The 24,634-nt window shown below is 66.2% G+C and carries 20 protein-coding genes; 10 read left to right on the forward strand and 10 right to left on the reverse strand.

Translation table 11 applies throughout. From position 1 onward, the window contains the following. Positions 1–24 precede the first annotated feature (24 nt). The 3 genes from R1H25_RS13860 to R1H25_RS13870 form a co-directional block, all read right to left on the reverse strand. On the reverse strand, positions 25–1,311 hold the full coding sequence (locus R1H25_RS13860) for a DUF445 family protein (protein WP_317223867.1): 1,287 nt from the start codon (positions 1,309–1,311) through the stop codon (positions 25–27). Between the two features lie 118 nt (positions 1,312–1,429). Further along, positions 1,430–2,308: a plasmid replication/partition related protein gene (locus R1H25_RS13865; protein ID WP_317223868.1), complete on the reverse strand. Its 879-nt coding sequence runs from the start codon at positions 2,306–2,308 to the stop codon at positions 1,430–1,432. 62 nt (positions 2,309–2,370) lie between these two features. Beyond that, positions 2,371–3,723, reverse strand: coding sequence for an aspartate aminotransferase family protein (locus R1H25_RS13870; protein ID WP_317223869.1), 1,353 nt, complete (start codon positions 3,721–3,723; stop codon positions 2,371–2,373). A 104-nt stretch (positions 3,724–3,827) separates the two neighbouring features. Here R1H25_RS13870 and R1H25_RS13875 point away from each other — a divergent pair, with 104 nt between their 5' ends. Next, positions 3,828–5,321 (forward strand): aldehyde dehydrogenase, encoded by a 1,494-nt coding sequence (locus R1H25_RS13875; protein ID WP_317223870.1) that lies wholly within the window; start codon positions 3,828–3,830, stop codon positions 5,319–5,321. Between the two features lie 183 nt (positions 5,322–5,504). Here the strand turns inward: R1H25_RS13875 and R1H25_RS13880 are convergent, their stop codons facing one another. Then, positions 5,505–6,146, reverse strand: a complete 642-nt coding sequence (locus tag R1H25_RS13880; RefSeq protein WP_317223871.1) for a hypothetical protein — start codon at positions 6,144–6,146, stop codon at positions 5,505–5,507. A gap of 147 nt (positions 6,147–6,293) precedes the next feature. Here R1H25_RS13880 and R1H25_RS13885 point away from each other — a divergent pair, with 147 nt between their 5' ends. Then, positions 6,294–7,595 (forward strand): MFS transporter, encoded by a 1,302-nt coding sequence (locus tag R1H25_RS13885; protein WP_010486179.1) that lies wholly within the window; start codon positions 6,294–6,296, stop codon positions 7,593–7,595. Here the strand turns inward: R1H25_RS13885 and R1H25_RS13890 are convergent. The 3 genes from R1H25_RS13890 to R1H25_RS13900 form a co-directional block, all read right to left on the reverse strand. After that, entirely contained in the window at positions 7,576–8,037 is a 462-nt protein-coding gene (locus R1H25_RS13890) for a bacteriohemerythrin (RefSeq protein ID WP_004151683.1), read from the reverse strand. The genes R1H25_RS13885 and R1H25_RS13890 overlap by 20 nt on opposite strands. 85 nt (positions 8,038–8,122) lie before the next feature. Then, positions 8,123–9,466, reverse strand: a complete 1,344-nt coding sequence (locus tag R1H25_RS13895) for a diguanylate cyclase (RefSeq protein WP_057500231.1) — start codon at positions 9,464–9,466, stop codon at positions 8,123–8,125. A 95-nt stretch (positions 9,467–9,561) separates the two neighbouring features. Further along, entirely contained in the window at positions 9,562–11,115 is a 1,554-nt protein-coding gene (locus R1H25_RS13900) for an MASE1 domain-containing protein (RefSeq protein WP_317223872.1), read from the reverse strand. Between the two features lie 248 nt (positions 11,116–11,363). On the opposite strand from R1H25_RS13900, the gene R1H25_RS13905 reads away from it, so the two are divergent. Next, the gene (locus R1H25_RS13905) at positions 11,364–11,810 is read left to right on the forward strand and encodes a hypothetical protein (protein WP_049446438.1); all 447 of its coding nucleotides are present in this window, start codon (positions 11,364–11,366) and stop codon (positions 11,808–11,810) included. Positions 11,811–11,927: 117 nt separating this feature from the next. On the opposite strand, the gene R1H25_RS13910 is transcribed toward R1H25_RS13905, so the two are convergent. Beyond that, the gene (locus tag R1H25_RS13910) at positions 11,928–13,532 is read right to left on the reverse strand and encodes an MASE1 domain-containing protein (protein WP_317223873.1); all 1,605 of its coding nucleotides are present in this window, start codon (positions 13,530–13,532) and stop codon (positions 11,928–11,930) included. Positions 13,533–13,734: 202 nt separating this feature from the next. Next, positions 13,735–15,012: an FAD-binding oxidoreductase gene (locus R1H25_RS13915; RefSeq protein WP_317223874.1), complete on the reverse strand. Its 1,278-nt coding sequence runs from the start codon at positions 15,010–15,012 to the stop codon at positions 13,735–13,737. A 162-nt stretch (positions 15,013–15,174) separates the two neighbouring features. On the opposite strand from R1H25_RS13915, the gene R1H25_RS13920 reads away from it, so the two are divergent. The 3 genes from R1H25_RS13920 (at position 15,175) to R1H25_RS13930 (ending at position 18,531) form a co-directional block, all read left to right on the forward strand. Next, positions 15,175–15,936 (forward strand): gamma-glutamyl-gamma-aminobutyrate hydrolase family protein, encoded by a 762-nt coding sequence (locus R1H25_RS13920; protein ID WP_317223875.1) that lies wholly within the window; start codon positions 15,175–15,177, stop codon positions 15,934–15,936. Beyond that, entirely contained in the window at positions 15,933–17,330 is a 1,398-nt protein-coding gene (locus R1H25_RS13925) for a glutamine synthetase family protein (protein WP_097049183.1), read from the forward strand. Before R1H25_RS13920 ends, R1H25_RS13925 begins: the two co-directional genes overlap by 4 nt. A gap of 91 nt (positions 17,331–17,421) precedes the next feature. Continuing rightward, positions 17,422–18,531: a polyamine ABC transporter substrate-binding protein gene (locus R1H25_RS13930; protein WP_154348755.1), complete on the forward strand. Its 1,110-nt coding sequence runs from the start codon at positions 17,422–17,424 to the stop codon at positions 18,529–18,531. 38 nt (positions 18,532–18,569) lie between these two features. Here the strand turns inward: R1H25_RS13930 and R1H25_RS13935 are convergent, their stop codons facing one another. Further along, positions 18,570–19,970 (reverse strand): NAD(P)-binding domain-containing protein, encoded by a 1,401-nt coding sequence (locus tag R1H25_RS13935; protein ID WP_317223877.1) that lies wholly within the window; start codon positions 19,968–19,970, stop codon positions 18,570–18,572. A 273-nt stretch (positions 19,971–20,243) separates the two neighbouring features. Between R1H25_RS13935 and R1H25_RS13940 the strand changes: the two genes are divergently transcribed. From R1H25_RS13940 to R1H25_RS13955, 4 genes are all read left to right on the forward strand, one after another. Further along, positions 20,244–21,380 (forward strand): ABC transporter ATP-binding protein, encoded by a 1,137-nt coding sequence (locus R1H25_RS13940; protein WP_019337141.1) that lies wholly within the window; start codon positions 20,244–20,246, stop codon positions 21,378–21,380. Then, the gene (locus R1H25_RS13945; protein WP_049446448.1) at positions 21,377–22,309 is read left to right on the forward strand and encodes an ABC transporter permease subunit; all 933 of its coding nucleotides are present in this window, start codon (positions 21,377–21,379) and stop codon (positions 22,307–22,309) included. Before R1H25_RS13940 ends, R1H25_RS13945 begins: the two co-directional genes overlap by 4 nt. Then, positions 22,306–23,148 (forward strand): ABC transporter permease subunit, encoded by an 843-nt coding sequence (locus R1H25_RS13950; protein ID WP_106550353.1) that lies wholly within the window; start codon positions 22,306–22,308, stop codon positions 23,146–23,148. The genes R1H25_RS13945 and R1H25_RS13950 overlap by 4 nt, the downstream gene beginning before the upstream one ends. An 83-nt stretch (positions 23,149–23,231) precedes the next feature. Then, positions 23,232–24,596 (forward strand): NAD-dependent succinate-semialdehyde dehydrogenase, encoded by a 1,365-nt coding sequence (locus tag R1H25_RS13955; protein ID WP_049446452.1) that lies wholly within the window; start codon positions 23,232–23,234, stop codon positions 24,594–24,596. Positions 24,597–24,634 lie beyond the last annotated feature (38 nt).

A 24,634-nucleotide genomic window follows, 5' to 3' on the forward strand; every position in this document is an offset into this window, starting at 1 on the left:
ACGATCCTGATGGCGCAGCTGGGCCTAGAACCTGAACACCACCGTCGCCGCATGCAGCAGCAGGCCGATCAGGCCACCCACCAGGGTGCCGTTGAAGCGGATGAACTGCAGGTCGCGACCCACGCTCAGTTCCAGCTGCTCGACCAGGTGACGTTCGTCCCAGCTCTTCACGGTCTGCGCGATATGCGTGGTCACGCCTTCGCGCAGGCGGCCGGTCAGGCGCTGGGCGCCCTCCAGCAGATGCTGGTTCAGCGCGTCGCGCAGGGCGGGGTCGGCCTGCAGGCTGCTGCCCAGTGATGCGAGGCTGCGCTGCAGGTGGCCGACCAGCGCCGAATCCTCACGCTGCAGATCGGCGCGCAGGCTGGCATGGATGCGCGCCCACAGCCCCTGCACGTAGTCCTGCAGGGCCGGGTGGTCGATCATTTCCTGCTTGAGCTGTTCGATGCGTTCGGCCAGGCCCGGGTCCTCGCGTAGGCGCTGCACGTAGTTCTGCAGCCAGCTCTCGTAATCCTGGCGCAGCGGATGCTGCGGCTCGGCCAGCACCTGCTGCAGTTCTTCCAGCACCGCCCGCGCCAAGCGCTCGGCCAGGCTGTCACCGATCTCGTCGATCGGCTTGACCCAGTTCACCGTGCTCGACAGCGTCGGCCACTCGCGCTGGATGTAACGCACGATCAACTGCGAGGCGCGCTCCTTCACTTCCGGCTGCTCCAGCCAGCGCCCCAGCCGCTGCAGGCCTTCGTCCAGCACGCGCTGGTGGCGCCCATCGGCGGTCAGCAGGGCCAGTAGTTCACCGACGGTGGCGGCGGCATTCCACTGCCGCAGCTGCTGCACCACGAAGGCGTGCAGCTGCCGACGTACGGCGGTTTCGTCGAAGAAATCCAGCGCCTGCAGCGCCCAGCCGCGGGCCATGTCGGCCAGCATCCGTGAGCGCGCGGGGTCGGCCAACCAGCTGCCGAGGCGGCTGGCCGGATCGAACACCTGCAGCTTTGCCAGCAGCACCTGTGGTTCCAGGAACTGGTCGCGCACGAACAGGGCGAGGCTGTCGCCGATGCGTTCCTTGCTGCGCGGGATGATTGCCGTATGCGGGATCGGCAGCCCCATCGGCCGCCGAAACAGCGCGACGACTGCGAACCAGTCGGCCAGTGCGCCCACGGCCGCTGCTTCGCAGAAGGCCGAGACCCAGGCCCAGATGCCGCGTTCGCCCTGCCAGTGGCTGACCGCGAAACCGGCCAGCATCAACAGCAACAGGCCCAGCGCGAGGGCTTTCAGGCGCCGCAGCTGAGCGCGGCGCGGATCGTGGGCAGGCGTCATGCCGGAAGTCTAACCGGCACGGCATGAGCATCTGGTAGTGCCGGCCGCTGGCCGGCATCCTCAGCGCACCTGGAACGTTCTTGGGGTTGCCGGCCAGCGGCCGGCACTACCCGTTGGTTCAGAGCGCTTCCAGCTGCTTGCGCAGCGCGGCCAGCTGCGCGCGCAGGGTGTCGTTCTCGCGGGTCAGCGCGACCACGCGGCGGCGCAGCGCCGGGGCATCCTCGCCCAGCTGCTCCAGCGCCGACAGCACCTCGGCGTCGCGGCTGGCGATCTGCTCCTCGTCCGCTTCCTCGAAGTCCATCTCGGCCGCTTCCGGCTTCGGTGCACGCGGCTTGCGCTTGGACTCGCGCACGCGTTTGGCGGCCTGCTTCAGCTCGTCCTTGCCACCGGCGGCGGCGGCGCGCTGTTCTTCTTCGGGCAGGTCGGCCACGGCCGCGGCGGCGCTGATCGAGATCACGCCGGCCTTCACCGCTTCCACCACTTCGGCCGCAGCCTGGGCGTGAATGCGTTCGATCATGCCGACCTGGCTGGTGCTCAGTTTGGCCTCGCGGGCCAGCTCGGCGCGGCTGATCTTCGGTGCCGGCTCCCACGGCGGGCTGTCCTCACCCGCGTCTTCGACCACCTCGGCGGTGCCATCGCTCTCGCGCTGCAGCCGGGCCTGTTCGATCTGCTTGCGGGCGGCCAGGATGTCCCGCTTGCGCAGCGCCAGCACGCCGCGCTGGAAATCGGACACGCTGCGGCGGCCCAGGTGCTGCTCGATCATCCACAGGTGCACGTCTTCCATGCTCTGGAAGCGGGTGTTCTGCACGGTGTTGAAGGGCAGGCCATGCTTCTGGCAGATGCCGAAACGGTTGTGGCCGTCGACCAGTACGTTGCCCCACAGGACCAGCGCGTCACGACAGCCTTCGGCCAGGATGCTGCGCTCCAGCGCGTCATGTTCGTCCGCGGTGAGCGGGTCGATGTAGGCCTTGAGTTCTTCTTTGACGACGATATCCATGGGCACGGCAACGAGCAGGAGCGGAACCGCCCATTGTACCCGCTCGCCACCGTCGGTCCGGGCTAGGCGGTGGCCCGGATCATCTCGCCCAGCGTGCCGGTGATCTGGGCGATCTGTGCCTTGTCCACGATCAGCGGGGGCGACAGCGCGATGATGTCGCCGGTACAGCGCACCAGCAGCCGGCCGTCGTGGAAGCAGCGCCGGTAGACCTCGTAGCCCCGGCTGCCCGGCGCATCGCGGCGAGGCGCCAGTTCGACCGCGCCGACCAGGCCGAAGTTGCGGATGTCGATCACGTTGGGCAGGCCCTGCAGCGCATGCAGCCGTTCCTGCCAGTACTCGCCCAGCTCGATGGCGCGCTCGAAAAGGCGCTCCTCGGCGTAGACCTCCAGCGTGGCCAGCGCCGCTGCACAGGCCAGCGGGTGCCCCGAATAGGTATAGCCATGGAACAGCTCGATGGCCTGTGGCGGCGCCTGCATCAGCGTTGCATGCACGGCGTCGCTGGCCAGTACCCCACCCTGCGGTACCGCGCCGTTGCTGACCGCCTTGGCGAAGGTCAGCAGATCCGGGGTGACCCCGAAGCGCTGCGCGGCGAACGGCATGCCGACGCGGCCGAAACCGGTTATGACCTCGTCGAACACCAGCAGGATGCCGTGCTGGTCGCACAGCTCGCGCAGTCGCTGCAGGTAACCCGGTGCGGGCAGGATCACCCCGGCGGAGCCGGCAATGGGTTCGACGAATACGGCGGCGATTGTCGAAGCGTCGTGCAGCGCAATCAGCCGCTCAAGGTCGTCGGCCAGTTCCGCACCCTGGCGCGGCAGACCCTTGCTGAATGCATTGCGTGGGAGGTCCAGGGTGTGCCGAAGGTAGTCCACGCCGCCCAGCTGCAGGCCGAACGACTTGCGGTTGTTGGGCAGCCCACCCAGCGCCATGCCGCCGAAGCCGACCCCGTGGTAAGCCTTCTCGCGGCTGATGAAGCGCGTGCGCTGGCCCTCGCCACGCTGGCGATGGTAGGCCAGCACGATCTTCATGGCGGTATCCACCGCCTCGGAGCCGGAGCTGGTGAAGAACACATGGTTGAGCGGGCCCGGAGCCAGTGCGGCCAGTCGCTGCGCCAGCGCGAAGGCCGGCGGCGAGCCCATCTGGAAGGCCGGCGAGTAGTCGAGCGTGCGTGCCTGCTCGACGATGGCCTCGACGATACGTGGGCGTGCGTGGCCGGCGTTGCAGCACCACAGGCCGGCGGTGCCGTCGAGGATCTGGCGACCGTCGACATCCTCGTAGTGCATGCCCTCGGCACGCACCAGCACACGCGGCGCAGCCTTGAACTGGCGGTTGGCGGTGAACGGCATCCAGTACGCGTCCAGTGACTCGGGGCGCTGGGTGGCCAGGTCGTGCAGGTCGCTTTCGGGACGCTTCATGCCAGCTCCATCGGGTCCGATGCGATGAATGTAGCGCAGCTGCGTCACGGCGGAGTCGCGGCGGCCCCGGTATAACCAGGGCTCGTTGAATGTTGGAGCTTCCCATGGCCGATTTCCCCGACCGCAGCCACTGGCAGGCGCTGGCCCTCCAGCTGTCGATGCCGGGCCAGGCCTTCATCGACGGCCGCTATGTCGATGCCGCCAGCGGCGCCCGCTTCGACTGCATCAGCCCGATCGACGGTCGCGTGCTGGGAGCGGTTGCCGACTGCGACGCGCAGGATGTCGAGCGCGCGGTACTGGCAGCGCGGCGCAGCTTCGAGGCGGGCCACTGGTCGCAGGCAAGCCCGGCCCATCGCAAGCGCGTGTTGCTGGCGCTGGCGGCATTGGTGGAAGCGCACGCCGATGAGCTGGCCCTGCTGGAAACCCTGGACATGGGCAAGCCGGTGCGTGACGCGCGCCGTATCGACCTGCCCGGCGTGGTGCGCTGCCTGAGCTGGACCGCCGAAGCGGTGGACAAGCTGTACGGTGAGGTCGCACCCACCGGCCCGCACGAGCTGGGGCTGGTCACGCGCGAGGCCGCTGGGGTAGTGGCGGCCATCGTGCCGTGGAATTTCCCGCTGTTGATGGCGTGCTGGAAGATCGCGCCTGCATTGGCCATGGGCAACTCGGTGGTGCTCAAGCCTTCTGAGCGGTCACCGCTGAGTGCGCTGCGGTTGGCGGCGCTGGCCGCCGAGGCGGGCCTGCCGGAGGGCGTACTGAACGTGCTGCCGGGCCATGGCGCGCGCGTCGGCGAACCGCTGGCGCTGCACATGGATGTGGACGTGCTGGCCTTCACCGGTTCCACTGCCACCGGCGCGAAGCTGCTGGAGTATTCCGGGCGATCCAACCTCAAGCGGGTCTGGCTGGAATGCGGTGGCAAGAGCCCGCACGTAGTATTCGCCGATGCTCCCGATCTGGACGCCGCCAAGGCCGTGGCACAGGGCATCTTCTTCAACCAAGGTGAAGTCTGTACCGCTGGCTCGCGACTGCTTGTGCAACGCTCGATCCGCGAAGACTTCGTGCACCAGGTAATCGCCTACGGCCAGCGCATGCAACCGCGGCACCCTTTGGAGGCGGATGCACCGATGGGCGCACTGGTGGATGCCGCGCACGTGGACAAGGTGCTGGCCGATATCGCGCGGGCCGAAGGTGAGGGCGCCCGCCTGTTGCTGGGCGGCCATCGTGCCGAGGTGGAGGCCGGCGGTTGCTACGTGCAACCCACCGTGTTCGACCAGGTGCGCCCGGAGCAGGCCTTGGCACGTGAGGAGGTATTCGGGCCGGTGCTGGCTGTACTCGGCTTCGACGACGAGGCCGAAGCCGTGCGCCTGGCCAATGACAGCCGCTACGGACTGGCCGCTGGCCTGTGGACACGTGACCTGGGCCGCGCCCATCGGGTCGCGCGACAGTTGCGCGCGGGCAGCGTATGGGTGAATGGCTGGGATGGCGGTGACATGACCGCGCCGTTTGGTGGTTACAAGCAGTCCGGCAATGGGCGGGACAAGTCACTGCATGCGTTCGACAAGTACAGCGAGATCAAGGCTACCTGGATCCAGTTGTAACGACGTGGCTGCGTGACCGCTGTTCGCTCTTTGCAGAGTCGAGCCATGCTCGGCTGCCGTTCGTTCTTCTGTAGAGCCGAGCCATGATCGGCTGCTGTTCGCTCTTCTGTAGAGCCGAGCCATGCTCGGCTGCATCTGGCGAAGCGCAGTCGAGCATGGCTCGACTCTACAAAGGCGTGCCCGCTACCGGCAGCGGGCACTCACCTGCAGCACTGCCGCACGCAGCACGTCGCGATCGGCTTCTTCGACGGCGTTCTGGAAATAGTCCATGTCCTGCTTGCCCAGCTCGCACGGGTCGACGGTGTACCCGGGTGGCCACAAGCCCAGCAGCTGCGCCACGCCATGCACGATCTGCTCGGGGCTCATCTGCCGACGGATCCGGAAGTAATTGCGGCGCGGCCCGAACGCGGGATGGACCTCGCGCCGACCGATCAGGCGCGGCGCCACGCCCGCTGCGCTGATGCCGTCACCGCCATCGATGCTGCCCGCAGGCAGGCCCAGCAACAGTGGCGCCGTTGCAGGCGGTTCCTCGGACGCGGGCGCGATGGCATCCGTGGGTGCGGCCGGGGCCGGACGTGGCGCTGTCGATGCGGCTGGTCGCGCCGCCGATGCGGAGGGCAGCGCCGGGTGTGGTTGTACCGCCGCGGGTTGCTCCGGCGGTAACCAGCGCAATGAAATCCTGGCTGCGTCGTCGCTGTGCAGCGTCATCCTGCCACTGCCCAGCAGCCACACTGCCATCAATCCATGCACCAGCAGCACCACCAGCCATGCCGCCATGCGCGGCAGCTTCGGCGAATCGGACCACGACAGCGCGACTGCAGTCATCGGCAAAGCATCCATGCAGGGACCGGTGGCGCAGCCTAGCGGGCGGCCCGAAAAATTTCGTTGGCATCGGTGTCGGCTGAAACCATCGCCCCGTGCGGCCGTCGGCCCGTGGCAGAATCGGGCGATCCGCCGTTACCCGTGTTGCCGATGTCGACGATCACCGCTGCCGCGCCGCCCGTGAATTCCCCCAGTCGAGTCCTGCTGGCCAGCCTGATCGGCACCACCATCGAATTCTTCGATTTCTACATCTACGCCACGGCGGCGGTGCTGGTGTTCCCGCACCTGTTCTTCCCGGACAGCAGCGAACAGGCGGCGCTGCTGCAGTCACTGGCAACGTTTGCGGTCGCGTTCATCGCGCGCCCGGTGGGCTCGGCAGTGTTCGGCCACTTCGGTGACCGTATCGGCCGCAAGGCCACGCTGGTGGCCGCGCTGCTGACCATGGGCCTGTCCACGGTGCTGATCGGCCTGCTGCCCACCCATGCGCAGATCGGGCTGTGGGCCCCCGCGTTGCTGGCGCTGTGCCGCTTCGGCCAGGGCCTGGGGCTGGGCGGCGAGTGGGGCGGGGCGGTGCTGCTGGCCACTGAGAACGCGCCGCCGGGCAAGCGGGCCTGGTACGGCATGTTCCCGCAGCTGGGCGCACCGCTCGGCTTCCTGCTGTCGGCCGGCATCTTCCTCGTGCTCGGCCGCTGCCTGAGCCAGGACGACTTCCTGCAGTGGGGCTGGCGCATTCCGTTCGTGGCCAGCGCGCTGCTGGTCGGCCTTGGCCTGTGGGTGCGCCTGAACATCCACGAGACGCCCGATTTCAAGAAGGCGCTGGAGCGCAAGGCGCCGGTGCGGCTACCGATGTGGACGGTGCTGCGTGACCATCCGGTGCCGATGCTGCTGGGCACCCTCGGTGCCTTCGCCACCTTCGTGCTGTTCTACCTGATGACGGTGTTCAGCCTGGGCCACGGAACTGCGGTGCTGGGCTACAGCCGCGAGCAGTTCCTGCTGATGCAGATGGCCGGCATGCTGTTCTTCGCGCTGGGTATTCCGCTGTCGGCGCGCTATGGCGACCGTTGGGGCACGCGGCGCACGATGATCGTCGCCAGCGTACTGATCGTCGGCTTCGGCGTGCTGTTCGCACCGCTGTTCCAGCCGCACAGCCCGTGGCTGGTCACTGGCTTCCTGTGCCTGGGCCTGTTCCTGATGGGCCTGACCTACGGTCCCTGCGGCACCTTCCTGGCCGAGATCTACCCGGTGGAGGTGCGCTACACCGGTGCTTCGCTGTCATTCAACCTGGCCGGCATCCTCGGTGCGGCACCGGCGCCGTACCTGGCCACCTGGCTGGCCGAACGCTTCGGCCTGGTCGCGGTGGGCTACTACCTGTGCCTGACCGCGGTGGCGACCCTGTGCGCACTGGTGGCACTGCACCGGCGCGCCCTGCGGCTCAACCAAAGAAGCGCTTGAGCGTGCGCCCCAGCCAACCACCGCCCTGGTGTTCGCGGGCGAACTGGTTCAGGTGCGCCTTGACCTGCTCGGCATAGGCCTGGTCATCGCCGCGGATGTGGTTGAACAGCCAGCGCGAGAGCATGGTGCGCAGCTCGTCGCTGATGTCCTCGCCGGCCTGGAAGCGCATGCGGTATTCCGATACCCGCTTGATGAAGACCTCATGCACGCGCTTGTGCGCGGCACAGAACGGGTAGCCCGCTTCCTCCATCAGCTCCTCTTCGAACGCGAAGTGCGACATGGTGTAGTCCACCACCTCGTCGATCACTTCACCCACTGCCGCACGCTGCATGCTGGCCTGGGCCACGTGCAGGTGGTTGAGCATCTCGATGATGCGGCGGTGTTGTTGGTCGATCACATCGATGCCGATGTTCAGATCGTCCTGCCAGACCAGTAGTGCCATCCCCGGCTCCCCTTCATGCGTATGTCGGGGCCGACTGTAGAGCCGCCGCGCGGGTGCGGCGTTGATCTGGATCAAAGCGGGCCGGTCAGGGCAGGGCAGGCTCGCGCGGGCGCAGCGGGCTGGCCACCGTGGTGCAGCTGACCCGGTTGCGGCCACCGGCCTTGGCCAGGTACAGCTGGCGGTCGGCCTCGGAAATCAGCCGGTGCAGCGCATCACGCTGCGGGCGCAGGCAGCACAGGCCGATGCTCACGGTCATGCGCAAGGTAGCGCTGCCGATGTCCACTTCCAGCGCGGCGATGCGCTGGCGCAGTTCCTCGAAGTACAGCAGCGCCTCGTCCTGTTCCATGTCCGGCACCAGCAGGCAGAACTCCTCGCCACCGAAGCGTGCGATCAGGTCCTGGCTGCGTGCATGTGCGGCCACCGCGCCGGCCACCGCGCGCAGCGCATCATCGCCGGCCTCGTGGCCGTGGGTGTCGTTGATGTGCTTGAAGTGGTCGATGTCGATCATCGCCACCGCCACGCACTGGCCATGCAGCTGCAGCTGCGGCAGCTGGCGCTGGCTCTGCTCCAGGAAGCAGCGGCGGTTGGGCAGGCCGGTCAGGAAGTCGCGGGTGGCCAGATCCTGCAGGGTGCCAATCAGTTCCAGCTGGTCCACGTTCTGCGAGACACGGCAGAAGAATTCCTCGCGCGAGAACGGCTTGCGCAGGAAGTCGTTGGCGCCGTTCTTCAGGAAGCGTGGGATCAGCGAGGCATCGGTATTGCCGGAGATGCCGATCACCGCCACCTTGTCGCGCGAGCGCAGGGTACGCAGGCGGCGGGTGAACTCCACGCCCTGCATGCCGGGCATTTCCTGGTCGACCACCGCCAGGCGGATTGCCGGATGCGCCTCGATGGCAGCCAGACCCTCGTTGCCGTCGGCGGCTTCATGCACCTCATGGCCGTACATGCGCAGCAGGGCCGCAGCGTAGCCACGCGCAGACGGCGAATCGTCCACCACCAGCGCGGCGATGCGGCGGTTGCGTTCCAGCCGCTGCACCAGCCACACCAGGTAGTCGATGCTGCCGGGAGTGTTCTTCAGCACGTAGTCGATGATTTGCTGCTGCAGCACGCGCTTGCGCAGGTCCTCGTCGTACACGCCGCTGACCACCACCGTTGGCAGGTCGCGCTTGAGGAAGAACTCAACCACCGCATCGCGGTCGCCGTCGGCCAGCACCAACCCGGTCAGCACCAGGAACCAGCCGCCGCCTTCGTTCAGCAGGCGGTCGGCCTCGGCGAGGGTGGAGGCGATCACCACCGGCAGTTCCAGGCGCTGCTCGATGGCTTCGCGCAGCATGCCGGTGAACGCACGGGAATTTTCGACCAGCAGGATCCGCTGTGGCAACGGATCGGCCAGGTCGCCATCGACGGCGGCCTGCGGCAGGACGGGCATGATGCGGTGGCTCACGAAGGAGGGCTCGGCACGGATAGCGGCGGTTTCGGGTGTAACTTTAGCGGCGAACGTCGCGCGCCGCGCCAGATTCCGTGTCAGGCCGTCGCGGGCGCCGCGTGGGTGATCGATTCATGCAGGACCAGTCGCAGCCGGTTGCCCCGGCAGTGAACCGTACCGCCGTAGGCAAGCATTCGACCGGCCAGGCGCTCGACGGCCTGGTCGGTGGTGCGTGCCGACAGCGTGCAACCACGGTCGAGCAGGCTCACGACAGCAACGATGCCGCGACGTCCGCCCGCCCGGCCACTTCGGGCACGCACGCAGACCTGCCCGGTCTCCAGCTCCAGCAGCAGTGACACCGCCTCGATCAAGGAGCGGTAGATGGCCAGTTGCAGATCCACGGACAGCAGGCAGGGGTTCCCCGCCAGCCTGGGCGGAATGACGCGATGCGTGTTGTTCCAGATCTCGCATGCGCCGCCTGCGTGCAGGGCGATGTACAACCCGACCTGCTCCAGTCCGGTGGGGTAGACCATGCTGGCCTGCTCGCGGAACAGGCGTGAGTGCACGGATGACGCGTGTTGCAGGCTGTTCGCCACGGCATGATGGCCCTGAGCCTTCAGCCAGCTGACCATCTCGCTGAGCGAACTGTCCATGCCCTCGCCCAGATGCTTCAGATGGGCGGCCCGTTCACGCAGCTCGCGCTCGCTGGTCTGGTGGGAGCTGCGTGCCAGGCGCAGGGCGTTCCGTTCAGCCTGCCAACGGGCCCGCGCGCGTTGATGGTGATAGCTGATGCTGGATCCGAGTGCGAGCAACGCGACGCTGATCACAGCCATGTTCTGTTGGGTGGCGAACGTACCGAGGTCGAAAGAGGAGGGCAGGCCGGTGCTGGGCGTAGCGCCGTGGAGTGGGAGATTCAACAGCGGAATTGCGATGGCCGCGCCGCGCCAGCCATGCATGAAGGTCAGGGCGATGGCAGGCAGGGCCGACAGAAGGACAAGATGTGTGCGGGTGGTATGGGCGCTGCTGTCCGTCAGTTGCATGCCCAACCCCAGTATCAGCATCGCCAGGATCGCCGCAGCTGTAGGCGCGACAAAGCGAGTGCTCCAACTGGGATCCACGTGCCGCTGCGCCCAAAGGAAGGCCAGTGGGAGCAGGGTAATGATGGCCGCGAAGTGACCAAAGATCGTTCGGTCGACCGCGTACAGCAGGTTGCTCGGCGGAGGATTCGACCAGAGGACATATGAAATGCTCAGGTTGAGAGCCGGGACGAACAGTGCCGTGCAGATCGACAACGACAGCAGCCAGAGGCCGGTGGCTGCGTCGGACGGCATTCTCCTGAGGTGAAGGTGGACTACCAGCATCGCCATCGGCATCAGAAGCGTCGAGGCCAGAATGACCCAGGCCAAGCCATAGCTGTCGATCATGGGGATGCGCAGTGTTGCGAAGTATGCGTACTCCCCCAGCAAAAGGTAGGGCCACAAGCGGGGCGGGACGATCAGCAGTGCTGCTGCCCGGATGCCTGCGGGCAGGAAGAACTGATCAAGCGAGAATTGGCGCGAGGCGAGGCAGCTCAAGGCATAGGCGGCCGCGAGTGTGATCCCGACCGGCCGGATCCGGAAGCTCAGTTCAATTGCCTTCTTGAATCGGTCCAAAAACAAGCCTCCTTTGCTCGCGCTCAGCTACCGCTGGCCCGCTACTGGACACTATCCACCAGATCGTCGCAGGCGCGATCAGCATCCTCCTTCTTCTGCAGATGACATGGCGCGGGCAGGGGGGAAGGGGAGAGGGGTGCACGAATGAAACTAAATCGTCCGGATTATCCGTCAATCACTTTGTTGTGGCGGGAAGACGCTACTATCGTTTTGAGGTTGTCTACTCTTATCCCGACCAGGAGGTCATTGTGCGATCCATATTTGTTGGTGTTGTAGCCGGGGCAACATTGTTCGCCGCAGCTCCGGTATTCGCGGGTGATAAAGGGGGCGGTGACTACCACGGCAGTCCCTTGGCAAGTGCCGCAGTTTCGAAGGCAGGCCTTGGTGAAACCAACCCTGCTGCCGCAGACATCAGCGCCGATCCCGCTTGGCAGGTGTATGCCTTCCAACGCGATGGCATGGTCTACCTGCAGGTCAACGATCTGACCGGTCAGGTGAAGCTGATCATCGGCAATGCCGCGGGTGCGTACTTTGCATTGCCTGCCGGCAAGTCCGCAGCACTTGTTTCGCTTCCCGGTCAGCGACTCACTGTCCCATCCAGTGCAAAGCGTTCCGAGGTGTATCGTGCGCAGGACGTGGTACTGGTGCGGTATGCCACCGCGGATGGCGACATCTGGTCTGTCGAAACACCGTAGCGCCCGGACCGGAGGGCTTGAGGCGTGCGAGCGATCAAAACCGCTTGCACGTTGCTGCGGTCACGCTCAGGGGGGGGAATGCCCGCTATCGAAACAGAAGTCAGTAGACCTTGTCGTTCAAGCCTGAGCGCGTGAGGGACCCGCTTCGAGTCCCGAAAGGCTGTTCCGGGCATCTGATGAAAAAGCATCCAGAGGAGCGGCTGTACCCGTTTCCTTCATTGCCAGCACGATGCGATTTCGGTTGCATTTCAGCGTGCCGCCGTAGGCAAGCGTCCTGCCGGCCAGTCTTTCCATCGCGGCGGCGACGGTCGTGTCCGAAAGGCGTTGATGTTGATCCAGCATTGACACCGCTATCAGGATTCCACGATGCGAACCCATCCGTCCGCAACGCGCCCGCACGTGGATCTGTCCCGTTTCACCCTGGATCAGCAGTGACACCGCATCTATCACAGTGCGGTAGGCAGCAAGCTGCAGTCCGACACTGAGTTGACAGGGGTCGCCAAGCAACGACGGATTGGCTACGCGAGCCGTTTTTTCCCATGCTTCGCGAACGCCACCTGCTCGGAGGGCAACATAAAGGCCGAGCTGCTCCAGGGCGGTCGGATAAATCATGCTTGTCTGCTCGCGGAACTGGCGCGAATGAATCGACGCCACATGTACAAGGCTCTCCGCAATCGCATGATGGCCTTGTGCAGTAAGCCAGTTGATAACCTCGTCAAGCGCATGATCTATGCCATCCCCAAGCTTCCGCAGATGCAACGCGCGTTCGCGGAGATCCAGCTCACTGGCGACATGGGAGCTCCGAGCAAGTCTGATGGCATTTTTCTCGCCGACCTCCCGCAGTCGATAACGGTGATAGTAGTGAGTGATCCGGGAGCCCAGTATGAGCAGTGCTGCGCCCGTGACGGCCATGATCTGCTGGGTTGCGAACGATGCAGGATCGAATGACTCAGGGTGAGACGAGGGTGTTGTCAGACCGATAATCATGTTCAGGGTCGGCACGCCGATGGCGGCGCCCCGCCACCCATACACGCATGTGAGAAGAACGGCGGGAAGCGCCATGAGGAGTTGCAGGGATACTTTTGTCGTCACTGCATCAGCAGGTACGTCCGCAGCCCAAAGGCCGAACACGACCATCAGCGCAAGTGCTCCTGCCATCTGTGCGATATCCCGTTTTCGGACCTGCACTTCAGCCTTGCCTCGCGACCACAGCAGCACAAGCGGCGCAAACGTGAGTATGCCGATGAAGTCACCTACTACCAGGCGGACGATTCCGGTCAGCAGCGGAAAAGCGGGAGGTGTTGGCCAGAGGGAGTTCGCCAGAAGCAGGTTGATCAGTGTGACGGAAACTGCAGCGAAGGCAGCAATCGAGATGAGCCAAGCGTTTTTTACTGCCGAGATTACATTGCGATGGAGATAGACGATCGTCATTACAACCGGCATCTGGAAGACCGAGCCGAGAATGACCCATGTCAGCCCGTACCGTTCGATCATCGGCACTCGCATCTGTGCGAAATAGGCGTACTCGCCCAGCAGGAGATAGGGCCAAAGCCGAGGAGGACAGAGCAGTACCGCAGCCACGCGTACACCAGCGGGCAGATAGAACTGATCAAGGGACAACTGGCGGGTGGCCCAACAGGCAATGGCATACAGCACAGCCAGGGCAAGTCCTGCCGGATGGATGCGCAACTTCAGCTGCAGGCCTTCATTCCACCAGTTCAATCGCACTACCCCTTCACAGTACGTTCCCTGTCAGCATCCATTCGCCGCGGGACCCGGTTCTTACCGACGGTATCGACACGCGTTCGATTATGCAATCACCTCAGCGCAGCGCCGGGCAAGTGAGAAAATCATCACATGATTTCCCGTGGCGACGGGTTTCACAGTTTCCGAGGGAGCTGACTTGGTGTGATCCCTGATCAGCTCACCACAACGCATCCCGCAGCTTGTACCACGACATTGCCGCCACCAGCAGCGGCATCCGCAGCAGCCGACCGCCGGGGAAGGGGGCATGCCGCAGGCGCTGGAACACGTCCAGGCGCTCGCTCTGGCCTGCAATGGCGGCGGCGATCACCTCGCCGGCCAGCCCGGCGGCGGCCACCCCATGGCCGGAGAACCCTTGTGCGAAGTACAGGTTGCCGTCCAGCCGACCCCAATGTGGGGCGCGGTTACGGGTGATGTCCACATAACCGCCCCAGACCTGCTCCAGGGCCACGTCGGCCAGCTGTGGGAACACCTGGTGCATGCGCCGCTGCATCACGCCGCGCAGGCCAGGTGGGGGCAGTGCCGAGTAGCTGGCGCGGCCACCAAACAGCAGGCGGTCGTCGTGGCTGAGACGGAAGTAGTCCAGTGCCCAGGCGGTGTCGGCCACGGCCATCTTGTTGCCGATCAGGGCGCGGGCGCGCTCGGCACCCAGCGGCGCGCTGGCGCCGATATAGGTGCCGACCGGCATGATCCGCCGTTCCAGCTCGGGTAGCAGGCCCTGCAGCCAGGCGTTGCCAGCCACCACAAGATGCGCGGCGCGCACGCTTCCCTGCGCGGTATGCAGGGTGGGCTGCGTTCCGCGCTGCACGCGGGTCACTGCGGAGTTCTCGTGGATCACCACGCCGGCCGCACGCGCGGCATCGGCCAGTCCGCGGGCATAGGCCAGGGGCTGCAGGTGCGCGCTGAGCGGATCGAACATCGCGGCGCGGTAGCGTGGGCTGTCCAGCTGTGCGCGCAGGGCATCACGGTCCCACCACTGCATGGGGTAGTCGTAGTGGCGTTGCAGATGCTCGCAGTTGGCCCGCAGGTCGCGCTCATGGCGTTCGCGGATCGCGACGCTGGCGTGGCCTTCCACCCAATGGCAGTCGATGCCGTGGCGATCGATGCGTGTGCGCATTGCCTGCACCGCGTCGCGTGACCAGTCGAACAGGTGGCGCGCATCATCACGACCGAGCTGACGCTCCAGTTCGTCCACCTCGCAGCCATAGCCGACCAGCGCCTGGCCACCATTGCGACCGGACGCGCCCCAACCGATCCGCTGCGCGTCCAGTACCACCACGCGCTGGCCACGCGTAGCCAGTTCAAGTGCTGCGGTCAGCCCGGTGTAACCCGCGCCAAGCACTGCAACATCGGCCTGAACCTCACCCTGCAGCGGAGGCATTGCGGCCGGTTCGGGCAGGCTGGCGGCATACCAGCTGGGCGGGAAGGCGGCGCTCACTGCAGGCCTCGCGGGCGCAGTGCGGGAGGGGGGGAGCGGGGGAGAACGATCAGCATTCACCCGCGTAGTTTCGCCGATGCGTGACAGCCATGGTGTGACGGCGAAGACTTGCCGCCTTCGTTGGCCGGCGGGTAACGTGTTCGCACGCCAAGGAGTTTTCCCATGCGCCGCCTGCCTTGGGTGGGCCTGCCCACCGACAGTACCGTGCTCGGCCACCACCGTTTCGCGGTGGCTGGCGAGAAGTACGTGCGCGCGCTGGCCGAGGCCGCCGAAGTGACCCCGGTGGTACTGCCGAGCCTGCAGCCTCCTTTGCCGGCTGGCGACTGGCTGCAGGGGCTTGATGGCCTGCTGTTGACCGGCGCGGTCAGCAACATCGAACCGCAGCATTACGAGGGCGGCCGCAGCTGGCCGGGCAATCCGCATGACCCGGCCCGTGATGCCAATGCGTTCGCGCTGCTGCGCGAGGCGCTGGCGCTGGACCTGCCGGTACTGGCGATCTGCCGCGGCTTCCAGGAACTGAACGTCGCGCTGGGGGGCAGCCTGCATCCGCAGGTACACGCGGTGCCTGGCCTATCTGACCATCGCGAAGACCTACAGGCGCCGGTGGAGGTGCAGTACGGGCCGGCCCACGCGGTTACCCTGGTCGCCGATGGCTGGCTGGCGCAGTGGCACGGCAGTGACCGCGCACAGGTCAATTCGGTGCACGGGCAGGGCATTGCCCGCCTCGCGCAGGGCCTGCAGGTCGAGGCCGTGGCAGATGATGGGCTGGTCGAGGCGGCGCGCAGCCTGCACCATGGTTTCGTGCTCGGCGTACAGTGGCACCCGGAGTGGCGTGTCATGCAGGCGCCGTTCTATCACGCTATTTTCCGTGCGTTCGGCCAAGCTTGCCGGCAGCACCAACAGAACCGACTGGATTCCCGATGAGTTCCCGAACGCGCCCGCGCAAGACGGCCACGCCCCCCGCACCGCAGGAAAGCAGCCTGCTGCGCTGGCTGAAGGAACGGCGCATCACCGAGGTCGAGTGCCTGGTGCCGGACATCACCGGCAACGCGCGTGGCAAGATCATTCCCGCCGACAAGTTCTCGCACGACTACGGCACGCGGCTGCCCGAAGGCATCTTCGCCACCACTGTCACTGGCGAGTTCCCTGACGATTACTACGACCTGACGTCGCCGTCGGACTCGGACATGATGCTGCGCCCCGATCCGGACACGGTGCGCATGGTGCCGTGGGCAGCAGACGCCACCGCGCAGGTCATCCACGATTGCTACACCAAGAACGGTGAGCCGCACGAACTGGCGCCGCGCAACGTGCTGCGCCGCGTGCTGGCGGCCTACGCCGAGCTGGGCCTGCGCCCGGTGGTGGCGCCGGAGCTGGAGTTCTTCCTGGTACAGAAGAATACCGACCCGGACTTCCCGCTGCTGCCACCGGCCGGCCGCTCCGGGCGGCCGGAAACCGCGCGGCAGTCGTACTCGATCGACGCGGTCAACGAATTCGACCCGATCCTCGACCTGATGTACGACTACGCCGATGCGATGAAGCTGGACGTGGACACGCTGATCCACGAATCCGGCGCAGCGCAGCTGGAGGTCAACTTCACCCATGCCGATGCGATGGACCTGGCCGACCAGGTGTTCCTGTTCAAGCGCACCATGCGCGAGGCGGCGATGCGCCACGGGGTGTATGCCACGTTCCTGGCCAAGCCGATGGAGAACGAGCCGGGCAGCGCCATGCACATCCACCAGAGCCTGGTGCGGGTGAGCGATGGCAGCAATGTATTCGCCGGCGAGACCCATGCCGAGGGCGAGTTCAGCCCGGTGTTCGGCCACTACCTGGGCGGCCTGCAGAAGTACGTGCCGCAGGCGATGGCCTTCTTCGCGCCGAACGTGAACTCCTATCGGCGGCTGGTGTTCGGCGAGGTTTCGCCGAGCAACGTGCACTGGGGCTATGACAACCGCACCTGCGGGCTGCGCGTGCCGCTGGACACGCCGGAGAACATGCGCGTGGAAAGCCGTTTCGCCGGGTCCGACGCCAACCCCTACCTGGCGATGGCGGCGACCCTGGCCTGCGGCCTGCTGGGCATCCGCGAGCGCTTGGCACCGGACGCGCCGGTGACCGGCAGCGCCAAGGAACTGGGCTACAACCTGCCGCGCTCGCTGGGCGAGGCGCTGGACGGACTGGAGCAGTGCAGCGAGCTGCAGGCACTGCTGGGCGAGCGCTTCTGCCGCGCCTACATCTCGGTCAAGCGCAAGGAATACGAGACCTTCTTCCGCGTCATCAGCTCGTGGGAGCGTGAGTTCCTGCTGCTGAACGTCTGAGCATCTGGAATAGAAAAATCCGCCGCCGGGGGGTAGGCTGGCACCCGTTGCCGGCCCCGCTGGCCCCCCTTTCCGCATTCTGGAGCACCCGATGAAGCTGCGTATCCTCACGCTCAGCCTGGCCTCCGCCATGCTCGCCGCCTGCAGCGGTGGCAACGGCGGCGCGCAGGACAGCCAGGTCCTGAACGTCTACAACTACAGCGATTACATCGCCGAGGACACCATCCCGACCTTCGAGAAGGAGAGCGGCATCAAGGTGACCTACGATGTGTTCGACAGTGATGAGATGGTCGAGACCAAGCTGCTGGCCGGCAACAGTGGCTACGACGTGGTGGTGCCGACCCTGAACTTCTTCGGCCGCCAGATCCAGGCCGGCGTGTTCCTGCCGCTGGACAAGAGCAAGATCCCGAACCTGGCCAATCTCGATCCGGCGGTGATGAAGCGCATCGCCACCCAGGACCCGGGCAACCAGTACGGCGTGCCGTACATGATCGGCACCACCGGCATCGGCTACAACGTGGAGATGCTGAAGCAGCGCTTTGGCGGCAGCACCGACATCGCCAACAGCTGGGACCTGGTGTTCAAGCCGGAGAACATCAGCAAGATGAAGGACTGCGGCGTGACCATCCTGGACACGCCGGCGGACATGATCCCGATCGCGCTGCATTACCTGGGCCTGGACCCGCACAGCGGTGACCCGGCCGAGCTGCAGAAGGCGGCCGACCTGCTGAAGTCGATCCGCCCGTACGTGCAGAATTTCCACTCCTCGCAGTACGTGGGGTCGCTGGCCAACGGTGGTACCTGCCTGGTGGTCGGCTGGTCGGGTGACATCATCCAGGCCCGCGACCGCGCCGAGGAAGCCAGTAATGGCGTGCACGTGGCCTACTCGATCCCGAAGGAAGGCGCTCCGCAGTGGTTCGACATGCTGGCGATCCCGAAGGATGCCAAGCATCCGGAAGCCGCTTACGCGTTCATCAACTACCTGCTGCAGCCGAAGGTTGCCGCGGCCAACACCAACTTCATCCACTACGCCAACCCGGTGCCGACCGCGACCCCGCTGGTGGACGAGGCGATCCGGACCGATCCGACCATCTACCCGCCGGCCGACGTGGCCGAGAAGATGTTCACCTATTCGATCAACACGCCGGAGACCGACAAGCTCTACACCCGGCTGTGGACCGAGGTGAAGACCGGCCGCTAAGCCGGTCTGGTGCCGTCGGGCCTTCCCCGGCGGCTCCCTTACCCTGCGCCGAAGCCGGTACTCCCGCTTCGGCCAAGGTGCTGCAGGATGGGCGGCAGCAGGTCGCGTGCATCGCGGCCGCCGTTGCACAGGAACGATGAACTCATCCGCTGCAGGTTGTGCATGCCGATGAAGAACAACCCTGGCTGCGGTGAAACGCCGAACTCTCCGAGCGGATAACCGTGCGCATCCAGCACGCCCTGCACGTCCAGCCACGGCCATTCGGCGACGAAACCGGTGGCCAGCACCACCGAGCGTATGCCTGCGGCCTGCAGATCCAGCTCGCACGGGGACGGTTCCGGCTCCCAGTGCAGGTAGACCTCTTCGGGAATGTAGCGGGCATCGTCGGTGCGTGGTTCGGGCCGCGTGGCGTAGTACGCGCTGGCCAGCGAATCGAGATAGGCATATTCGGTCCGCGTCGCCTCGATCGCGGTGCGCAGCTGCGGACGGACATCGGCGAAGCGGGCCGTGTTTCCACTGAACTCCTGCAAACGGCCCAGCAGCCTGATGCCAGCGCGGTGCATCGACAGCAGGCTGATCGAACTGCCCAGGCCGGCACGTCCCTTGCCGGAAATCAGCGGAAACTCCGCGGTGCGGGCCTTGCGCAGCGCATCCGGTTCTCCGGCCAGTACGGCGGCCGCCTCACTCACATGCTGGTGGATGCGCCCGGCCATGTCCCACCAGGTCATCGAGTCCTTGCCGCGCAGCCGGCGGGTATGCGAATGACGCTGGGCCAGTGACCAGTACACGCTGCGACCGCTGTCGCGCAGGTCCTGGGCGATCTGCGCGCCGGACTGCCCACCGCCGATGACCAGCACGGCGCCATCGGGCAGCTGGCGGGCACTGCGGTAGTCGCCCGAGTGCAGCACGGTGAGGCCTGACGCGGGCGCGAAGGGCACCCGGGGCATCCGCGCGCGGCGATATTCACCGGTGGCGACCACCACCGCGCGGGCGTGGACCAGCCCCTGGCTGCTGTCGATGGCATAACCGCCGGACTCAGGCGCGACCCGGCGCACCACGCACCCCTCGCTGATCGGCAACGCGCGTTCGTCGGCATAGTCGCGGAGCCGCCGGATCAACTCCGGGGCCCCCATGAAGCCTTCCGGATCATCGCCGGCATAGGCATGACCGTGCAGGGCCATCGTCGCGTTGGCGGTGTTGGTCTGGAACGACTCCCAGCGCCGCTGCCAGCTGGCGCCCACGGTTTCGGCCTCCAGCACGCGATGCTCGATGCCGGCCTCCTGCAGGAGCGCGCTGAGGGATAACCCGGCCTGGCCGGCGCCGATGATGACCAGCGGCAGCGTTGCAGGCAGGGAGTCCGGCAGGCGGGGCGGGAAAGGGGAGGGGCTGTCCGGGGAAATCACCAGTGTGGGTCCATGCAAGGCCTTGATCCGGGCCATTGCGCGGGCAATGGCCCAGTCCTTCAACATATCCGGTTCTGAAAAACGTTGCAGATCGGGCCAACGCCCGTGGCGCCTGGCCGGGCCGGCCGCAGGGGCGTCCAGGGGAGCCCGGGCCCTCGAGCGGACAGGGCACCACGGCGGGGGGAAACCGACACGCCCCGGGGCCGCGGGGCTGGCCAGCGGCCGCTTCCACCCACTGCCGTCATATCCCCTGCGTCCCCCGGCCGTTAGAATGGCGGCCGCTGTCCACCGCCCGCTCCCGGAGCCCCCATGCCCGTTGAAGCCCAGCCGGTAGCCGCCGTCGTCGACACGACCGGTGCGCCCGGCTATCTCTCCATTCGTGACCTGCGCAAGGAATTCGACGGTTTCGTCGCCGTCGACGACGTCAATCTGGACGTGCGCAAGGGCGAGATCTTTGCCCTGCTCGGTGGCTCTGGCAGTGGCAAATCGACTCTGCTGCGCTGTCTGGGCGGCTTCGAGACGCCCACCAAGGGCAGCATCACCCTCGATGGCCAGCGCCTGGACGCGCTGCCGCCGTACCAGCGGCCGGTCAACATGATGTTCCAGTCCTATGCCCTGTTCCCGCACATGACGGTTGAACAGAACATCGCCTTCGGCCTGAAGCAGGATGGCCTGGGCAAGGATGCGATCAGCAAGCGCGTCGGCGAGATGCTCGACCTGGTGCAGATGGGCCACCTGGGCAAGCGCAAGCCGCACCAGCTGTCCGGCGGCCAGCAGCAGCGCGTGGCGCTGGCGCGGTCGCTGGCAAAGGGGCCCAAGCTGTTGCTGCTGGACGAACCGATGGGTGCGCTGGACAAGAAGCTGCGCTCGCAGATGCAGCTGGAACTGGTCAGCATCATCGAATCGTCGGGCGTGACCTGCGTCATGGTCACCCACGACCAGGAAGAAGCGATGACCATGGCCACCCGCATCGCGGTGATGGATGCCGGCTGGATCCAGCAGGTGGGCAAGCCGGACGAGGTCTACGAGCAGCCGGCCAACCGCTTCGTCGCCGAGTTCATCGGTTCGGTCAACCTGTTTGACGGGGTGATCGACGAGGACCTGCCCGAGTACGTGACCGTGCGTTCGCCGCTGTTCCCGGCGCCGATCTACATCGCGCACGGCATCACCGGGTATGAAGGGCAGCCGGTCGCGTTCGCGCTGCGCCCCGAGAAGGTGATGATCGGCAAGGACGAGCCGGAAGGGCACACCAACAAGGCGCAGGGCGTGATCGAGGACATCGCCTACTTCGGCAGCCATTCGGTCTACCACGTGCGCCTGCCCAGCGGCGCCAAGGTGCTGGCCAACTTCGCCAACTCGCAGCGCTGGGCCAGCGATGGCCTGACCTGGGGCGACGAGGTGTGGGTGCACTGGCGTGACAACGACGGCGTGGTGCTGACCTCATGAGCACGGCCGGCCTGAAGCGCTGGCTGCCGGGGCTGCGTGCCACGGTGATCGGCATTCCGTATCTGTGGCTGCTGCTGTTCTTCGCGGTGCCGTTCCTGATCGTGCTGATGATCAGCTTCTCGCTCAGCCGGGTCGGCTCGCCGCCGTACACCTGGCTGCTGCAGTACGCCGACGGCGGCTTCTCGCTGAAGCTGAACCTGGAAAACTACCTGGCGCTGTTCCGCGATTCGATCTATGCGCAGGCGTTCCTGAGCTCGATCAGGATCGCGGCCATCTCCACCTTCTTCACGCTGCTGATCGGCTACCCGATGGCCTATGCCATCGCCCGCCTGTCACCGGCCGCACGCAACGTGGCGATGATGCTGGTGGTGCTGCCGTCGTGGACCTCGTTCCTGATCCGCGTGTATGCGTGGAAGGCGATCCTGGACCGCAACGGCCTGCTCGACCAGTTCCTGCAGTTCACCGGCCTGCAGACGCTGATGACGTCGATGGGCCTGCCCAAGCTGCAGCTGATCGACACCCCGACCGCCGCCTACATCGGCATCGTCTACTGCTACCTGCCGTTCATGGTGCTGCCGCTGTACGCCAATCTGGTCAAGCATGACCACCGCCTGCTGGAAGCGGCCTACGACCTCGGTGCCAAGCCGTGGCAGGCGTTCCTGCGCATTACCCTGCCGCTGTCGAAGGCCGGCATCATCGCCGGCTGCATGCTGGTGATGATTCCGGCGATCGGCGAATTCGTGATCCCGGAAATGCTCGGTGGCTCGGAAACGCTGATGGTGGGCCGCCAGCTGTGGAATGAATTCTTCAACAACCGCAACTGGCCGGGGGCCTCGGCGATGGCGGTGGCGATGATCCTGTTGCTGCTGGTGCCGATCCTGCTGTTCAACCGTTCCCAGCAGCGCCTGCTGGAAGGGAAGCAGGCATGAGCCCGCGTACCGCCAAGGGCCTGGGGCTGGGCGTGCTGCTGCTCGGCTTCGCCTTCCTGTACCTGCCGATCCTGCTGCTGATGTTCTACTCGTTCAACAGCTCGCGACTGGCGATGGTCTGGGCCGGGTTCTCCACCCGTGCCTACAGCGACCTGTTCGCCGACCGCGCGCTGATGGATGCGATGTGGACCAGCCTGGTGGTGGCGTTCTGGACTGCCTGCACGGCCACCGTGCTGGGCACGCTGGCGGCGATGGTGATGACCCGCTTCAAGCGCTTCCGTGGCAAGCCGCTGTTCGGCGCGCTGGTGACCGCGCCGCTGGTGATGCCGGATGTGATCCTGGGCTTCTCGCTGATGGCGCTGCTGGCTTCGATGGGCGCGATTCCCGGGTTCCCGGCGCGCGGCCTGGCCACCATCTGGATCGCCCACGTCACCTTCACCCTGTGCTTTGTCACCGTGGTGGTGTCTTCGCGCCTGCAGGAAATGGACCTGTCCCTGGAGGAAGCGGCGATGGATCTGGGGGCCAGCCGGTTGACCGTGTTCGGCCGCATCACCCTGCCGATCATTGCGCCGGCGCTGGTGGCGGGCTGGCTGCTGGCGTTCACCCTGTCGCTGGATGACGTGGTGGTGGCCAGCTTCGTCGCCACGCCGGGCTCGACCACGCTGCCGATGAAGGTGTTCGCTTCGGTGCGCATGGGCATCAGTCCGAAGATCAACGCGTTGGCCACGTTGCTGGTGTCGGCGGTGTCGATCGCTGCGGTGATCGGCTGGTACATCAACGCCCGCGCCGAGAAGCGGCGCCAGCGCGACCTGCAGCTGGCGCGGCAGGACAACGGCTGAGTACACGGCCTGTCGACAGCGCCGGCAACACCCGGCTCACGGACAGCGGCGCACAATGGGGGTCTTCCAGATGGAGATCCCCCATGACCGTCGAGATCATCGACCCGGCCACCGGCCAGGTGACCTACCGCCATGAACTGATGGGCGCTGCTGACATCGAGCAGCGCCTGCAGGCCGCCGCCGATGCCTTCCCCGGCTGGGCCGATCGCTCGCTGCAGGATCGCGGCGCCGTCCTTCGCCAGATCGCCGCGCAGCTGCGCACGCGTCGCGACGACCTGCAGCAGGCGATGACGCACGAGATGGGCAAGCTCAAGGCCGAGGCGCTGGCCGAGGTCGACAAGTGCGCTGCCGCCTGCGAGTACTACGCCGACCACGCGGCCGACTATCTCAAGCCGCAGCTGATCGATACCGAGGCCCAGCGCAGTTACGTGCGCTACGAGCCGATCGGCTGCGTGTTCGCGGTGATGCCATGGAATTTCCCGATCTGGCAGGTGTTCCGTTTCCTGGCCCCGGCGTTCATGGCTGGCAACGTCGCCCTGCTCAAGCACGCCAGCAACGTGCCGCAGTGCGCTGACCTGATCCTTGCGGTGTGCCGTGACGGAGGCCTGCCTGATGGCGTGTTCGACGTGCTGCACATCGACAATGACCAGGCGGCCGAGGTGCTGCGCGACGCACGGGTGAAGGCGGTGACACTGACCGGCAGCGAGCGGGCAGGGCGCTCGATCGCCTCCAATGCCGGCAGCCAGCTGAAGAAGTCGGTGATGGAGCTGGGTGGCAGCGATGCCTTCGTGGTGCTTGATGACGCCGATCTCGACAAGACCGTGGCGGCGGCGGTGAAGTCGCGCTTCGACAACAGCGGGCAGACCTGCATTGCGGCCAAGCGCTTCATTGTGGTCGATGCGGTGGCCGATGAATTCACCCGCCGCTTCGTTGAAGCCGCGGCCGAGCGCCAGTACGGTGATCCCGACGAGCGCGGTACCACGCTGGCGCCGATGGCCCGTGCCGACCTGCGCGACGAACTGCACAAGCAGGTGCAGGCCAGCGTGGCCAAGGGCGCACGGGTGCTGGTGGGTGGTGAGCCGATTGCGGGCACGCATGCCGGCTATCCGGCCACGGTGCTCGATCAGGTCGGTCCGGGCATGCCGGCGTATGACGAGGAACTGTTTGGCCCGGTGGCTGCGGTGATCCGGGTTGCTGATGAGGCCGAGGCACTGCGCGTGGCCAACGACACCCGCTTCGGCCTGGGCGGCAGCGTGTGGACGCGCGACCCGGTTCGCGGTGAGCGTTTCGCCCAGCGCATGGAATGCGGCGCCGCGTTCGTCAACGCCATCGTCAAGAGCGATGCGCGGCTGCCCTTCGGCGGCAGCAAGCAGTCCGGTTTCGGCCGGGAGCTGGCCGACCATGGCATCCATGAGTTCATGAACATCAAGACCGTCTACGTGGCTTGATCCCGAACGGTAGTGCCGGGCGCTGGCCGGCATTGCCG

The sequence above is a fragment of the Stenotrophomonas veracruzanensis genome (assembly GCF_032911525.1).
In the GTDB taxonomy this organism is placed as follows: domain Bacteria; phylum Pseudomonadota; class Gammaproteobacteria; order Xanthomonadales; family Xanthomonadaceae; genus Stenotrophomonas; species Stenotrophomonas africana.